The organism is Roseateles sp. YR242 (genome assembly GCF_900109745.1).
Taxonomy (GTDB): domain Bacteria; phylum Pseudomonadota; class Gammaproteobacteria; order Burkholderiales; family Burkholderiaceae_C; genus Roseateles.
This window is the reverse complement of the sequence record NZ_FOAV01000004.1, coordinates 231071-245801: the sequence shown is the minus strand read 5'-3', so window position 1 is coordinate 245801 and position 14731 is coordinate 231071. Positions and strand designations below refer to the sequence as shown.

Sequence of the window (14731 nt, the reverse complement as noted above, 5' to 3'; positions counted from 1 at the left end):
AGGGGCAGGGTAACCGCTATTCGCTCAACGGGCCCTACAGTTTGACCTGCGCCAACAAAACACCTCCATAGGCGCGGGAGAGACAACGTCGGTCCCCCCAGTCCTGCCACGCACCCAGTCGGTGCTCGCCTGCCATGAATCAACAGAATCCAGTCCGTACGACGGTTGCCCGTCGTGTATCTCTTTTGGCCAGTTTTGCCATTGCCGTCATGTTGGTGGTGATCTGTGGCGCACTCTCGTGGGTGCTGACCAATCAGGCACGGCAACGCACGACGGACTACATGGCGAGCGAGGCTTCGTCGGTGGCCCGTGTGGCGGACGCCCTGGACCGCACGGCCCGGGACTCGGCCAACCGTCTGTACGACGTGCTGGCCAGTGACCTGCCGGACGGCCAGTTCGTGCTGGACGCGGAGGGCGAGCTTTCGCACGACGGTCACAAGATCAATGGCAACCTGGACTTGCCGGACCGCTTTACACGCCGCACGGGTGGCGTGGCCACCATCTTTGCCAAGAAGGGGACGGACTTCATCCGTGTCACCACCTCGCTGAAAAAGCAGGATGGCTCGCGTGCGATGGGAACGCTGCTGGACACAGCCGGCACCGCGTATGCAAAGGTCAACGCTGGCGAGACTTATGTCGGCCCGGCCACGCTGTTCGGCGTGCCTTACATGACGCGCTACACGCCGGTGAAGAATGCGGCTGGCAAGATCGTCGGCATCCTGTTCATCGGGTTTGACATGCGTGGCCTGCAGGATGAGCTGGTGCAGCTCGCAGGTGCGGTGAAGCTGTTCGAGACGGGTGGCTTGTATCTGCTGGATCCGGGCAAGTCGGCGGAGGAAGCGCAGTTGCGTGGTCACCCGACTTCCAAGGGCAAGAAGCTGGCTGAGGTGATCAAGGCTGACCAGGCCGAGCAGTTGGTCAAGCGTCTGGCCGAGGACAAGGACGGCGTGCTGGAAGACGTCACGGCGGTCTACAACACCAACCACAAGGACGCTTTCGCCGTGGCGCAGCGCTCCAAGGCGACGGGCTGGTGGGTGGTGGCCGAAGCCTCGCGGTCAACGGCGCTGGCCTCGCACTACAACACCCTGTGGGCGCTGTGGGGCCTGATGGGCCTGGCGGTGGTGCTGCTGGGTCTGGGCATTACCTGGCTGCTGGGCCGCTGGGTGGGTTTGCCGATGGTGCAACTGAACAATGCGGTGGCTGCAGTGGCTGCCGGCGATCTGACGCAGCCGGTGCGTGTGAGCCAGCAGGACGATATGGGCGCGCTGGCAGCCGGTGTGGAGCAGATGCGTCAGCAATTGGCTCGCACCATTACCGAGGTGCGCCATGCCAGCGACAGCATTGGCACGGCCAGCGCTGAAGTGGCTGCCGGCAGCCGCGATCTGTCCGCACGGACGGAGCAGTCCGCGAGCCATCTGCAGGAAACGGCTTCGGCGCTGGAGGAGCTGGCGGGCTCGATGAGCCAGACAGCCGCCTCGACGCAGCAGGCGCATCAGCTGGTGGGTGAGTCCGACCAGGCGGCGCAGCGTGGTGGCGTGGTGGTGCAGCAGGTGGTGAGCACGATGGAGGAGATCAGCCAGGCAAGCCGGCAGATCAGCGACATCATCGGCACCATCGATTCGATCGCGTTCCAGACCAACATCCTGGCGCTGAATGCGGCGGTGGAAGCCGCACGGGCTGGTGAGCAAGGCCGCGGGTTTGCGGTGGTGGCCTCCGAGGTTCGCCATCTGGCGCAGCGCAGCGCTGAGGCGGCCAAGCAGATCAAGGGTCTGATCACGGCCAGTGGTGAACGCGTGGAGTCGGGCGCCCGTCTGGTGAGCGATACCGGTGCGGCGATGCAGGCGATCGTGAGCAGCGTGCGGCGGGTGACCGACATCATTGGCGAGATCTCGACCGCCTCGCATGAACAGGCTCAGGGTGTGACCCGGATCAACGGCGCTGTCGCTCAGTTGGATCAGGGGACACAGCAGAACGCCGCCCTGGTGGAGGAAAGCACGGCAGCGGCCGAAAGCCTTCGGGAGCAGGCGCATCGCCTGGTTGAACAGGTCGGGCGCTTCCGGGTCTGATACCGGTCTGGCTGGCTCTCTCTCTCAATGAGAAAAGGACCGCGCTCTGCGGTCCTTTTTTTGTCTGCGCGTCGGGGTGGAATACCTTCTCTGACCCACGGTGGAAGCGACGATCCGGCACCCTTTTCCTCCATGCCAGGGCCAGTGGCCCTGGCGCTCCCTAGGCATAAACAGTCCACTGGACTGTTTATGTCCGAGGTCGCTCCCCCGCCCCTCCGGGGCTCCTCCTAATACTTACGGAAAAGGGCACCGGATCGTCGCTTCCCGACCGAGTACTCCCACCAGAGAATCAGCGCCTGACCACCATCACTTCGATTCGTCACGTATGGGGACGGTGCTAATACTTACGGAGAAGGGCACCGGATCGCCGCTTCCCGACTGAGTACTTCCGCCAGGGAATCAGCGCCTGACCAATCACTTCGATTCGTCACGGGATGGGGACGGGCGCTTCGGTGCGAGAAGGTCTCGGCCCGCCGCAGTCAAGTCGTTGAAGTCCTGGGTTCGGAAAGTGACAGGCCGGGGGGCATTTGCGTAAGTATTAGGAGGAGCCCGCGGAGCGGGCGGGGGACATGGAGCAAATGCCCCCCGGCCTGGCGCTTTCCGGCGCGGGCAAAGAACAATCAGCGACGCCACCAGCCCCGTCAACGCGCCTGGAACCAGCGTCCAAGAACAGCTCGTTCTTCGTCGGTGATGCCAGTGGCGTTGTTCAGCGGCATGGACTTTTGGACCACCGCCTGCTGATAGATCTCCTGCGCATGCTGTTCGATCAGTTCCGGTGTGTGGAGCTGGATCCGTTTGGGCGCGAGGGCTGCGTTGTGGCAAGCCTGGCAGCGGTCCTGCACGATGTGGTGCACTTGCTCGAAAGTGGGTGGTCCCTGTGTGGCTGGAGCACTCGTTGGCGCAGTGCCAGAGGCGGCAGCAGAACTCGAAGAAGAGCTCAAAGCAGAGGTCGAAGCAGAGGTCGAAGAAGCATTCAGAGAGGTCGCCGCCACCGGCGCATCAACCGTCCCATTGCCCGCCATCCCGACAGGTGCCAACGCCACGATCAGCGCCACCAGCAAGACCGCCACCATCACCAGCAAGGGCCACGCATTCACCCCCTTGTGACGCTTCACGAACCAGGTCCGCACCAAGGCCCCCACCAACATCAGCGCCACCAGCACCAGCCAGTTCCAGGAATGGCTGTAAAGCATCCCGTAGTGATTGGAAAGCATCGCAATCAGCACCGGCAGCGTGAAATAGGTGTTGTGCACGCTCCGCTGCTTGCCCCGCTGCCCAAACACCGGATTCACCGGCCGGCCCGCCCGCATGTCCTCGATCACCTGCTTCTGCCCCGGAATGATCCAGAAGAAGACGTTGGCGCTCATCATCGTGGCGATCATTGCGCCCACAATCAGAAAGGCCGCCCGGCCCGCAAAGAGCTGACTCGCCCCCCACGCCGCCACCACGATCACCGCCGCCACCAAACCCAGCACCACCCCATCATTACCAATGCTGCCGTCAGCCTTGCGACCAAAACGCCGGCAGATCTGGTCATACAGCAGCCAGCCACCCGCCAGAAAACACAAGGCCCCCGTTACCGCCGCCGGGGCACTCCAGTCGTGCACCCGCTTGTCGATCAGATAGGTGTGGGCATTGAAGAGATACAGCAACGCAAACAGCGCAAAGCCACTCATCCACGTCCAGTAACTCTCCCAGTAGAACCAGTGCAGATGCTGCGGCAGGTGACCCGGCGCCACCATGTACTTCTGCGGGTTGTAGAAGCCCCCGCCATGCACCGCCCACAGCTCGCCGTCCACCCCCTTGGCCCGCAAGTCCCCCGCCTCCGGCTTCACCAGATGGTTGTCCAACCAGACGAAGTAAAAGGAGGCCCCGATCCAGGCAATGGCCACAATCACATGCAGCCAGCGCAGCAGCAGGTTGGCCCAGTCAAGCAAATAGCTGTCCATCAGACACATTCAACAAGGACCGGACCACCACTGCGGGCGCTGTGATCCGGCTGAACGTCGCGCCAGGAAACCCGCCAGCATCATGCAGCGATGATGCGGAGGTCCCCCATGTGTTCTGGGCGCCGCGGCGACGTGACCAAAGTGTATACAGCTATGCGCAGGTGCTACCCCGCAATACCCCCGGGCGATCCCCAGGACGTCGCGCCACAAGCACATCAGCGGGCGGCGACCGCACGTACCAACCCGCACAGCCGTCAGAAAACATCCGGACCAGACGGACGGACCGCGTCAGCCCTGCATCACCTGCGCCACCACCGCCAACGCCACCATCTCCGGCTGCTTGCCCTGGATGCCCGGAACACCGATGGGGCAGATCACACGGGAGAGTTCTTCCTCGGTGAACCCGCGCGCTTCCAGACGGTGCCGGAAGGTGGCCCACTTGCTCTTGCTGCCGATCAGGCCAATGGATGCCAGGTCGTTCGCCACCCGCTGCCGCCGCAAGCACGCCGCCAGGATGTCCAGATCCTCCGCATGGCTGAAACTCATGATCAGCACCCGCGCACCCGGCGCCAGCGAACCCACCGCCCCCTGCACCGGTTCGGACTGCTCCGCGCGGACGTTGTCCGGCAAGGGCTCGGGAAACACCCCCTCACGGCTGTCGATCCAATGCACCCGGGCCGGCAGACGCGCCAGCAAGGCCACAATGGCATGACCCACATGCCCGCCACCGAACAAGACCACCGGCCGCCAGCCCTGCTGGTTGCCCAGACGCTCCCCCAGCCCGGCAATGGCACTGGCATCCAGCCACTCGAAGGTCAGCCACACCACACCGCCGCAGCACTGCCCCAGACTGGGCCCCAGCGCAAAACGCTGCCGCGGCTCCAGAACCCGGCCCGCCGCCAAGGCCGCACGCGCCCGGGCCGTGGCGTCAAATTCCAGCTGACCGCCACCAATGGTGCCGACCAGGTCCGACGGCGTCACCGCCATCCAGGCCCCCACCTCCCGCGGCCCGCTCCCTTCCACCTGGTCCACCCGCACCAGCACCGCCGGGGCTTTTGCCAGGCGAAGCGCCAAGGTCTGCCAGGAACGCATGGACCGGCTGCCGCTCAACTGCCCCGGTAGGTCGAATACGACCACGGGCTGGCCAGCAATGGCACGTGATAGTGCGCCGAGACGTCGGCAATGCCGAAGTCCAACGGCACCTCGTCCAGGAACGGCGGTTGCGGCAACACCACCCCACGGCTGTCAAAGTAGGCCGCCACGCCAAACACCAGGCGGTACCGCCCCGCCGTCAAGGTCTCACCTTCCAGCAATGGCCCATCCGCCCGCCCGTCCGCATTCAGCCGCAGCGCCCGCACCAGCACCGGCCCGCCAGCCCCATCAAGCCGGAACAACTGGACCGACATGCCCGACGCGGGCGTGCCATGCATGGTGTCCAGCACATGAGTGGTGAGCTTTCCCATCGGGTGTCTGGCGCTTTGTCGCGCGGAGATTGGTGAATGGGCCAAAGTGTATACACTCCGGAGCACAATGAGCGAGTCCCCCTTCCAGCCCGCTGCGGCCGACCTGGCTGCCGGCAGCTCCGTGACCGAGCAAATCACCACGGCCATCACCCAGGCCATCGTGGAGCGTCGGCTCATGCCCGGCACCAAGCTGGTGGAACAGCAGATCGCGGACATCTTCGATTGCTCCCGCACCCTCGTGCGGCAAGCACTGAACCAGCTCAGCCGGGACCGCCTGGTGAAGCTGGAGCCAGCACGCGGCGCCTTCGTCGCCCAACCCAGCGTGGAAGAAGCCCGCCAGGTCTTCGAGGTGCGCAAGATGCTGGAAGCCGCCATGCTGGCCGACCTGTGCCAGCACATCACCGCCACCCAGGTGCGCCAGTTGCGCAGCCACCTGAAGCAGGAACGTGAGGCCATCACCCGCACCGATGTGCCGGGCCGCACCCGGCTGCTGGCCGACTTCCATGTGGTGCTGGCCCGCATGCAGGGCAATTCGGTGCTGGCCCAGATCCTCACCGACCTGCTGTCGCGCAGCTCGCTGATCGCGCTCATGTACCAGAGCTCCCACTCGGCCGCCGAGTCCCAGGCCGAACACGAGGCCATCGTGGATGCCCTGGAAGCCCGGGACAAGCGCGCGGTGCTGAAGCTGCTGGACGCCCACCTGGGCAATGTGGAAGCCAACCTGCGCCTCAACCCGCGTGTGCAAGACCTCAAGGCCGTGCTGCAGATGCCGCGCAAGAGCCCACGTTGACACAGGCCCCCGCCGACGCCCTCCGTCAACCTACCGCCACCCCAAGCCGCCACCCACGCCGCCACCATCATGACGCCGCCCGCCCCACGCCTCGCCCCCACCTCGCCGGCCTATCCGCGCGACCTCGTCGGCTACGGTGAACACCCGCCGCACGCCCAGTGGCCCGGCCAGGCCCGTATCGCCGTGCAGTTCGTCCTCAACTACGAGGAAGGTGGCGAGAACTCGGTGCTGCATGGCGACGCCGGCAGTGAGCAGTTCCTCTCCGAGATGTTCAACCCGGCCGCCTACCCGGCCCGGCACCTGAGCATGGAGGGCATTTACGAATACGGCTCGCGCACCGGCGTGTGGCGTCTGCTGCGGGAGTTCGAGAAACGCGCCCTGCCCCTGACCGTGTTCGGCGTGTCCATGGCGCTGGAGCGCCATCCGGAACTGACCCAGGCCTTTGTCCAGCTCAATCACGAGATTGCCTGCCACGGCTGGCGCTGGATCCACTACCAGGGCCTGGACGAGGCCATCGAGCGCCAGCACATGGACATCGGCATGGACATCATCCAGCGCCTCACCGGGGAACGCCCCTGCGGCTGGTACACCGGTCGCGACAGCCCGCACACACGCCGCCTCGTCGCGGACTACGGTGGCTTCGAGTACGACAGCGACTACTACGGCGACGACTTGCCCTTCTGGCTGCAGGTGCGCAAGACCGACGGCACGCTCGCCCCCCATCTGGTGGTGCCCTACACGTTGGACTGCAACGACATGCGCTTTGCCCTGCCGCAAGGTTTCAGCCATGGCGACGAGTTCTTCGAGTACCTGCGCGACAGCTTCGACGTGCTCTATGCCGAAGGCGCGGAGGCGCCGAAGATGATGAGTATCGGCATGCACTGCCGGCTGCTGGGCCGCCCCGGCCGCATGCGCGCGCTGCAGCGGTTCCTGGACCACATCGAGAAACACGACCGCGTCTGGATCACCCGCCGGGTGGACATCGCCCGCCACTGGCGCCAGACCTATCCCTTCGATCCGTCCACGGCGTTTGTCTGGGGGTGACGCTCCCCTACCCCCTCCGCCTCCGGAACCGCGACCACCTGCCGACACGATGAGCACCATCCCCTCCCTCACCCTGGCCTCGCTGGCCACCGCCAGCCGTGAGGCCTTTGTCGCCGCGCTGGACGGGGTCTACGAGCATTCCCCGTGGATCGCCGCCCGAGCCCATGAACGCCGCCCCGCAGGTGGCTTCCCGAGCGCCGCTGCACTGAAGCTGGCCCTGGCCGAGGTGGTCCGCATCGCCACGGTCGACGAACAGCTCGGCCTGATCCGCGCCCACCCGGAACTGGCGGGCAAGGCGATGGTGGACCAGCGCCTCACCGCCGAATCCACCCACGAGCAAAGCAAGGCCGGCCTGACCCATTGCACGCCGGAGGAATTCAGCCGCCTGCAGCAGTTGAACGCCGACTACAACGCCCGCTTCGGCTGGCCCTTCATCCTGGCAGTCCGCGGGCCGCGTGGCCTGGGCCTGTCGCGCCAGCAGATCATCGACACCTTTGCCCGCCGCCTGCTGGGCCATCCGGATGTGGAACGGGCGGAATGCCTGCGCAACATCCATCGCATCGCCGAGATCCGGCTGAACGACAAGTTCGGCATCACCCCCGCGCTGGGCGAACAGGTCTGGGATTGGGCCGAGGCGCTCGCCCGCTTCTCGGACCCCGGCTTCGCCGAGCAGGGCCAGTTGACCGTCACCTACCTGACGCCGGCACACCAGGCCGCCGCAGCTCAACTGATGACGTGGATGCGTGAGTCTGGCTTCGACGAGGTCTCGCTCGACGCTGTCGGCAACGTGGTCGGTGTCTATCACGGCAGCGCCCCCGATACGCCGCGACTGCTCACCGGCAGCCACTACGACACGGTGCGCAACGGCGGCAAGTACGACGGCCGCCTCGGCATCCTCGTGCCCATGGCCTGCGTCCGCGAACTGCATCGCCAGGGGCGGCGCTTGCCCCACGGGATCGAGGTCATCGGCTTTGCGGAAGAGGAAGGCCAGCGCTATCAGGCCACCTTCATCGGCTCCAGCGCCCTGACCGGCCATTTCGACCCCGCCTGGCTGGAGCAGCGCGACGCCGACGGCGTCACCATGCGGGAGGCCATGCAGCAAGCCGGTCTGCCCGCCACCATGGACGCCATCCGCGCGCTTCATCGCGATCCCGCCCGTTATCTCGGCTTCGTCGAAGTCCACATTGAACAGGGGCCGGTGCTCTGCGAACTGGACCTGCCGCTGGGGGTCGTCACCTCCATCAACGGCAGCGTGCGCTACCTGGGCGAGGTGCGCGGCCTGGCCGCCCACGCCGGCACCACGCCGATGGACCGCCGCCGTGACGCCGCCGCCGCCGTGGCCGAGCTGATCCTGTACGTGGAAGAGCGGGCCGCGGCCGTGCCCGACGTGGTCGGCACCGTGGGCCAGTTGCAGGTACCCGCCGGCTCCATGAACGTGATCCCCGGCCGCTGCCTGTTCAGCCTGGACCTGCGCGCCACCACCGATCAGGCCCGCGACGCCCTCGACACCGACGTGCGCGCCGCCCTGGAGACCATCGCCCAACGGCGCGGCGTGAGCATCCAGCTGCAACGCACCATGACCGCTGCGGCAGCCCCGAGCGCGCCTGCGTGGCAGCAGCGCTGGGAAGCCGCAGTCCTGGCGCTGGGCCTGCCCGCGCACCGCATGCCCTCGGGCGCGGGCCATGACGCGATGAAGCTGCACGAACTGATGCCGCAGGCCATGCTGTTCCAGCGCGGCCTCAACCTGGGCATCAGCCACAACCCCCTGGAGTCGGTCACCACCGACGACACCGAACTCTGCGTACAGGCCTTCCTGACGCTGCTGGAAGGGCTTTGAAGCCATGACGCTCCACGACACTCACTACCAAGCCCTGGACGCCTGGGTCGAGGCGAATTTCGACGACGAGGTGGCCTACCTCCAGGCCCTGGTCCGCGTGCCCACCGACACGCCGCCGGGCAACAATGCCCCGCATGCAGAGCGCACCGCCGAGCTGCTGGCCGGCATGGGCCTGGAAGCCGAGCGCTACCCGGTGCCCGAAGACGAAGTGCGCCAATACGGCCTCAGCTCGCTGACCAACCTGATCGTGCGCCGACGTTATGCCGATGGCGGCCCCGTGGTCGCCCTCAATGCCCACGGCGACGTGGTGCCCCCCGGCGAAGGCTGGACCCACGACCCCTACGGCGCCGAGGTGGCCGACGGCCGCCTCTATGGCCGCGCCTCGGCGGTCAGCAAGAGTGACTTCGCCACCTACACCTTCGCTCTGCGCGCACTCGAGTCACTCGGGCTGCCCCTGCGCGGCGGCGTGGAGCTGCACTTCACCTACGACGAGGAATTCGGCGGCGAATTCGGCCCCGGCTGGCTGCTCCGCCAGGGCCTCACGAAGCCGGACCTGCTGCTCGCTGCGGGCTTCAGCTACCAGGTGGTCACCGCCCACAATGGCTGCTTGCAAATGGAAGTGACGGTCCAAGGCAAGATGGCACACGCCGCCATCCCCGATACCGGCGTGGACGCGTTGCAGGGCGCGGTGGTGCTGCTCCAGGCACTTTACGCGCGCAATGCGGTCTACCGTGGCACCACCTCTCAGGTGGCCGGCATCACGCATCCCTACCTCAACGTGGGCCGTATCGAAGGCGGCACCAACACCAATGTCGTTCCCGGCAAGGTGGTGCTGAAACTGGACCGCCGCATGATCCCGGAGGAAGACCCGGTGGCGGTGGAGCAGGAGATCCGCGACGTCATCGCCCACGCTGCCGCCAGCGTGCCGGGCATCACCGTGGATATCCGCCGGCTGCTGCTGGCCCACGCACTGCAGCCATTGCCGGGCAACCAGCCACTGGTGCAGGCGCTGCAACGCCATGGCGAGGCCGTCTTCGGTGAACCCATTCCCACCTCCGGCACGCCCTTGTATACCGACGTGCGCCTGTATGGGGAGCACGGCATCCCCGCCGCGATCTATGGCGCGGGCCCGCGCACCGTCCTGGAATCCCATGCCAAACGGTCGGACGAACGCGTCGAACTGGCCGATCTGAAGCGCGCCACCCAGGTAGTGGCCCGCACGCTGTTCGACTTGCTGAAGGCCCCCTGACCGATCACCGACGACTCCCCTCCCCCCACGACGCCCGGCACCGACCGGGCGTTTTCATTTGCGCAGCCGCCAGCGCACCAAAAGAGGGATGCTCAAACTGTATACAACCCAGCGCGGTGCCTGTATTCAAAACTGCCTGCCCCAAGCGGTTGCCGCAAACGATTTGGGGATTGCCGAAAAGCGCCTCTCTCCATTGGCATAGACCTTGCGATTTGTCTGCCCGTTGTCCGCCTGAGCAGCGCCCTCGACACAGCCGCCGCTCACGCCCCTGACTGCCCCTGGAGACACATCAATGACTGCCCGCTTCCCCCGCCGCCACTGGATCGTCCGCGCCCTGCTCACCAGCGCCCTGGCAAGCAGCGCCCTGCTTGGCCACGGCCTGGTCCAGGCCCAGACCACGCCAATCAAGTTCCAGTTGGACTGGCGCTTCGAAGGTCCCTCCGCCCTGTTCCTGCTGCCCGCCGCCAAGGGCTACTTCAAGAACGAGAAGCTCGATGTGAGCGTGGATGCCGGCAACGGCTCGGGCGGTGCAGTGACGCGCGTGGCCTCCGGCGCCTATGACCTCGGCTTCGCCGACATGGCCGCCTTGATGGAATTCCACGCCAACAACCCGGATGCCCCCAACAAGCCGGTCGCCGTGATGATGGTCTACAACAGCTCGCCCGCCGCCGTGCTGGCGCTGAAGAAGAGCGGCATCAAGACCGTGGCGGACCTGACAGGCAAGAAGCTGGGCGCACCGGTCTTCGATGCCGGCCGCCGTGGCTTCCCGCTGCTGGCGCGCGCCAACAAGCTGGGCCCCGTCACCTGGATCAGCATGGACCCACCGCTGCGCGAGACCATGCTCGCCCGGGGTGACGTGGACGCCATCACCGGCTTCTCCTTCACCTCCCTGCTCGGCCTGGAAGCCCGCGGTGTCAAGGCGGCGGACGTGGTGGTCCTGCCCTACCCCGACAACGGCGTGAAGCTCTATGGCAACGCCATCATCGCCTCGCCCCGCATGGTCAAGGAGCATCCGGAAGCCATCAAGGCCTTCCTGCGCGCCTTTGCACGCGGTGCCCGCGAGGTGATGAGCAAGCCTGACGACGCCATTGCCTATGTGAAGGAGCGCGACGGCATCATCAATGTCGATCTGGAAAAGCGCCGCCTGCACATGGCCATCGATGCGGCCATCAATACCGCCGACGCACGTGCTGAAGGCTTCGGCCGTGTCGCCGCGCCGCGCCTGTCGCTGATGGCCAGCCAGGTCTCCGACACCTATGGCACCAAGACGCGCGTGGACCCCGCCGCCGTGTGGAACGACAGCTTCCTGCCTTCCGCCGCAGAGCTGGCCCTGCCTACGCCCGCGAAGAAGTGAGCCCCATGCCGTCTTCCACGCCCCAAGCCCCGGCCACGCAGGAGGCGCCTGCGGCCACGCAGGAGGCGCCTGCCACCACGCAGGAGGCGCCTGCGGCGCCGGCCCCCTTCGTGGAATTCCGCGATGTCTGGCTCGCCTACAACCCGACGCTGGAAGCCCAGGGCCACTATGCCGTCGAAGCCATCGACCTGAAGGTGGCCCGGGGTGAATTCATCGCCATCGTCGGGCCGTCGGGCTGCGGCAAATCCACCTTCATGAAGCTCAGCACCGGCTTGAAGGCGCCGTCGCGCGGCGAGATCCGTGTGGATGGCCGTACCGTGCATGGCCCGCTGAAGATCAGCGGCATGGCCTTCCAGTCCGCCTCGCTGCTGCCATGGCGCACCACCCTGGCCAACGTGATGCTGCCGCTGGAGATCGTCGAGCCCTACCGTTCGCAGCTCAAGTCACGCCGTGCCGAATTCGAGGCGCGTGCGCGAACCCTGTTGGCCCGTGTTGGCCTGGCCGGTTATGAAGACAAGTTTCCGTGGCAACTCTCCGGCGGCATGCAGCAGCGCGCCAGCATCTGCCGCGCATTGATCCATGAGCCGCAACTGCTGCTCCTGGACGAACCCTTCGGTGCGCTGGATGCCTTCACCCGCGAGGAGCTCTGGTGCATCCTGAGGGACCTGCAGGCGTCGCAGGGGTTCAACGTGATCCTCGTCACCCACGACCTGCGCGAGTCGGTCTTCCTGGCCGACACCATCTATGTGATGAGCAGAAGCCCCGGCCGCATCGTGCTGCGCCGCGAGGTGCCGCTGCCTCGGCCCCGGGACCTGGACCTCACCTACACGCCAGCCTTCGGCGAGATCGTGCAGGAGTTGCGCAGCCACATCGGTGCGCTGAAGAAACCCGCCATGGAGGTCAGCCCATGAGCGCCGCCCCACCCCATCGCGGCCGCCGCTTCCTGCGCCGCCACGTGCATTGGCTGCTGCTCGTCAGCATCCTGCTGGTGTGGCAATGCCTGTGCGGGCTCTTCGACGTCTCCGAGTTCATCTTCCCCAGCCCCTGGCGCATCGCCGATCAGCTCTGGGAACACCATGCCACCATCCTCGCCCATGCCTGGCGCAGCTTCTGGGTGACGATGGTGGGCTTTGGCCTGTCCATCGTGGTGGGGGTGCTGCTGGGCTGCCTGATGGGCAGTTCCCGGCTGGCCTATGACGCGATGTATCCGTTGACCACGGCCTTCAACGCCCTGCCCAAGGCGGCCTTCGTGCCGGTGCTGGTGGTGTGGTTCGGCATTGGCGCCGGGCCGGCCATCCTGACCGCCTTCCTCATCAGCTTCTTCCCCATCATGGTCAATATCGCCACCGGCCTGGCCACGCTGGAACCGGAGCTGGAGGACGTGCTGCGTGTGCTGGGCGCCCGCCGCCGGGATGTGCTGCTCAAGGTGGGGCTCCCCCGCGCCATGCCGTTCTTCTTCGGCGCGCTGAAGGTGTCCATCACCCTGGCCTTTGTCGGCACCACGGTCTCGGAGATGACCGCCGCCAACGAAGGCATCGGCTACCTGCTGGTCTCCGCCGGCTCCTCCATGCAGATGGGACTGGCGTTCGCCGGCCTGGTCGTGGTGGGCGCGATGGCCATGGTCATGTATGAACTCTTCGCCTGGCTCGAGCGTCGCCTCACCGGCTGGGCACACCGGGGGCAGTCGTCATGAGCGGCCACCCTCCTTCCATCCCGCTTGCGCCTCCCTCCCGGGAGCCCCGTGCACGCGCCTGATCCGGGCAGGGATATTCCCCTTTGCAGTTTGCAATTCCCTCCAACATTGATTCAAGAAACACGGAGCTACTTCATGACCCACAAGACCCTGTCGCTGACCGCAAGGGCGGCCCTGGGCACGCCGTCGGCGCTGCTGGTGCTGGCACTGGCCGGCTCACCCGCCTTCGCACAGAGCAGCGTCTCGCTGTATGGCCTCGTCGACGTGAGCATCGGCGCCAGCCGCACGGCCGGTACGGCGGATTCGATCAAGAACGTGGACAGCGGCAAGATGACCACGAGCTTCATCGGCTTCAAGGGCAGCGAGGACCTGGGCGGCGGCCTCAGTGCCATCTTCCAGCTGGACAGCTTCCTGCGGGCCGATGGCGGCCTGAATGGCCGCTTCACCGGTGACTCCTTCTGGGCCCGCAACGCCTGGGTGGGCCTGGCCAGCAAGGAGTGGGGCAGCCTCAAGCTCGGCCGCAACACCACGCCGCTGTTCGTGGCCACGCTCAGTTTCAACCCCTTCGGCGATTCCTTTGGTTATTCGCCCAGCATCCGCCACGTCTTCAGCAGCAACACCGTGACCGGGGACTCGGGCTGGAGCGACTCGGCGCTCTACACCACCCCACTGATCGGCGGCGGCTTCGTCGGCACGGCCTTTGTGGCCGCCGGTGAGGGCTCCGGCGGGCGCAACACCGGGCTGGGTGGCGGCTGGTCGGATGGTGGGCCGCTGGCCGGGTCTCTGGTCTACCAGAAGGTGGGCAAGAACAACGGCACCACGGCGGTGGACGACACCACCGCCTGGCTGGGCAGCGTCTCCTACGACCTCTCCGTGGTGAAGCTTTTCGGCCAGTACGCCAAGGTGGACAACACGACCCGGAACATCGACTACAAGCTCTACGAAGCCGGCGTGGCCGTGCCTGTGGGCAACGGCAAGGTGCTGGCCCAGTACGGCCAGATCTCGCCCAGCGCCGGTGGCAAGCGCAAGACCATCACCGTCGGTTATGACCACTCGCTGTCCAAGCGGACCGATGCCTATGTCGTGGCCATGAGCGACAAGGTTGAAGGCATCACCAACGGCAACGGCTACAGCTACTCGGTGGGTATCCGCCACCGGTTCTGAGGTCCCGAGCACGCACGGGGACTGCGGGGGACTGCGAGGATGGCAGCACACTGCAGGAGACACTTCGGGAGACATCGCGGGGTGGTGCTGAGGAACCTCGGTAGTTCCCCTGAGTGACCGAA

At 66.3% G+C, this 14731-nt stretch carries 12 protein-coding genes; 9 read left to right on the top strand and 3 right to left on the bottom strand.

All coding sequences use genetic code 11. From position 1 onward, the window contains the following. Positions 1 to 134: 134 nt before the first annotated feature. Positions 135 to 2066 carry a methyl-accepting chemotaxis protein gene (locus BMY53_RS10690; RefSeq protein WP_092946338.1) on the top strand — a complete coding sequence of 644 codons (1932 nt, stop codon included), beginning with the start codon at positions 135 to 137 and terminating at the stop codon, positions 2064 to 2066. 641 nt (positions 2067 to 2707) lie between these two features. On the opposite strand, the gene BMY53_RS10685 is transcribed toward BMY53_RS10690, so the two are convergent. The 3 genes from BMY53_RS10685 to uraH form a co-directional block, all read right to left on the bottom strand. Beyond that, the gene (locus BMY53_RS10685) at positions 2708 to 4015 is read right to left on the bottom strand and encodes a urate hydroxylase PuuD (RefSeq protein WP_092946336.1); all 1308 of its coding nucleotides are present in this window, start codon (positions 4013 to 4015) and stop codon (positions 2708 to 2710) included. 288 nt (positions 4016 to 4303) lie between these two features. Next, positions 4304 to 5107: a xanthine dehydrogenase accessory protein XdhC gene (xdhC, locus tag BMY53_RS10680; protein WP_092946334.1), complete on the bottom strand. Its 804-nt coding sequence runs from the start codon at positions 5105 to 5107 to the stop codon at positions 4304 to 4306. Between the two features lie 14 nt (positions 5108 to 5121). Then, positions 5122 to 5478, bottom strand: coding sequence for a hydroxyisourate hydrolase (gene uraH / locus BMY53_RS10675; protein ID WP_092946332.1), 357 nt, complete (start codon positions 5476 to 5478; stop codon positions 5122 to 5124). A 67-nt stretch (positions 5479 to 5545) separates the two neighbouring features. On the opposite strand from uraH, the gene BMY53_RS10670 reads away from it, so the two are divergent. The 8 genes from BMY53_RS10670 (at position 5546) to BMY53_RS10635 (ending at position 14609) form a co-directional block, all read left to right on the top strand. Beyond that, positions 5546 to 6268, top strand: a complete 723-nt coding sequence (locus BMY53_RS10670; protein WP_092946330.1) for a GntR family transcriptional regulator — start codon at positions 5546 to 5548, stop codon at positions 6266 to 6268. Between the two features lie 69 nt (positions 6269 to 6337). Further along, positions 6338 to 7312, top strand: coding sequence for an allantoinase PuuE (puuE, locus tag BMY53_RS10665; protein WP_092946328.1), 975 nt, complete (start codon positions 6338 to 6340; stop codon positions 7310 to 7312). Between the two features lie 49 nt (positions 7313 to 7361). Beyond that, positions 7362 to 9149 (top strand): 2-oxo-4-hydroxy-4-carboxy-5-ureidoimidazoline decarboxylase, encoded by a 1788-nt coding sequence (gene uraD, locus BMY53_RS10660; protein ID WP_092946326.1) that lies wholly within the window; start codon positions 7362 to 7364, stop codon positions 9147 to 9149. Between the two features lie 4 nt (positions 9150 to 9153). After that, positions 9154 to 10398, top strand: a complete 1245-nt coding sequence (locus tag BMY53_RS10655; RefSeq protein WP_092946324.1) for a M20 family metallopeptidase — start codon at positions 9154 to 9156, stop codon at positions 10396 to 10398. Positions 10399 to 10690: 292 nt separating this feature from the next. Further along, positions 10691 to 11752 (top strand): ABC transporter substrate-binding protein, encoded by a 1062-nt coding sequence (locus BMY53_RS10650; RefSeq protein ID WP_092946322.1) that lies wholly within the window; start codon positions 10691 to 10693, stop codon positions 11750 to 11752. 5 nt (positions 11753 to 11757) lie between these two features. After that, positions 11758 to 12663: an ATP-binding cassette domain-containing protein gene (locus tag BMY53_RS10645; protein ID WP_092946320.1), complete on the top strand. Its 906-nt coding sequence runs from the start codon at positions 11758 to 11760 to the stop codon at positions 12661 to 12663. Beyond that, positions 12660 to 13445, top strand: a complete 786-nt coding sequence (locus BMY53_RS10640) for an ABC transporter permease (protein ID WP_092946318.1) — start codon at positions 12660 to 12662, stop codon at positions 13443 to 13445. Before BMY53_RS10645 ends, BMY53_RS10640 begins: the two co-directional genes overlap by 4 nt. 135 nt (positions 13446 to 13580) lie before the next feature. Then, entirely contained in the window at positions 13581 to 14609 is a 1029-nt protein-coding gene (locus tag BMY53_RS10635) for a porin (RefSeq protein WP_092946316.1), read from the top strand. Positions 14610 to 14731: the final 122 nt, after the last annotated feature.

Coding starts and splice junctions, on each gene's coding strand:
- BMY53_RS10685 (WP_092946336.1), bottom strand. CDS start 4,015: ATGGACAGCTATTTGCTTGACTGGGCCAACCTGCTGCTGCGCTGGCTG.
- uraH (WP_092946332.1), bottom strand. CDS start 5,478: ATGGGAAAGCTCACCACTCATGTGCTGGACACCATGCATGGCACGCCC.
- uraD (WP_092946326.1), top strand. CDS start 7,362: ATGAGCACCATCCCCTCCCTCACCCTGGCCTCGCTGGCCACCGCCAGC.
- puuE (WP_092946328.1), top strand. CDS start 6,338: ATGACGCCGCCCGCCCCACGCCTCGCCCCCACCTCGCCGGCCTATCCG.
- BMY53_RS10670 (WP_092946330.1), top strand. CDS start 5,546: ATGAGCGAGTCCCCCTTCCAGCCCGCTGCGGCCGACCTGGCTGCCGGC.
- BMY53_RS10655 (WP_092946324.1), top strand. CDS start 9,154: ATGACGCTCCACGACACTCACTACCAAGCCCTGGACGCCTGGGTCGAG.
- BMY53_RS10640 (WP_092946318.1), top strand. CDS start 12,660: ATGAGCGCCGCCCCACCCCATCGCGGCCGCCGCTTCCTGCGCCGCCAC.
- BMY53_RS10645 (WP_092946320.1), top strand. CDS start 11,758: ATGCCGTCTTCCACGCCCCAAGCCCCGGCCACGCAGGAGGCGCCTGCG.
- BMY53_RS10635 (WP_092946316.1), top strand. CDS start 13,581: ATGACCCACAAGACCCTGTCGCTGACCGCAAGGGCGGCCCTGGGCACG.
- BMY53_RS10690 (WP_092946338.1), top strand. CDS start 135: ATGAATCAACAGAATCCAGTCCGTACGACGGTTGCCCGTCGTGTATCT.
- xdhC (WP_092946334.1), bottom strand. CDS start 5,107: ATGCGTTCCTGGCAGACCTTGGCGCTTCGCCTGGCAAAAGCCCCGGCG.
- BMY53_RS10650 (WP_092946322.1), top strand. CDS start 10,691: ATGACTGCCCGCTTCCCCCGCCGCCACTGGATCGTCCGCGCCCTGCTC.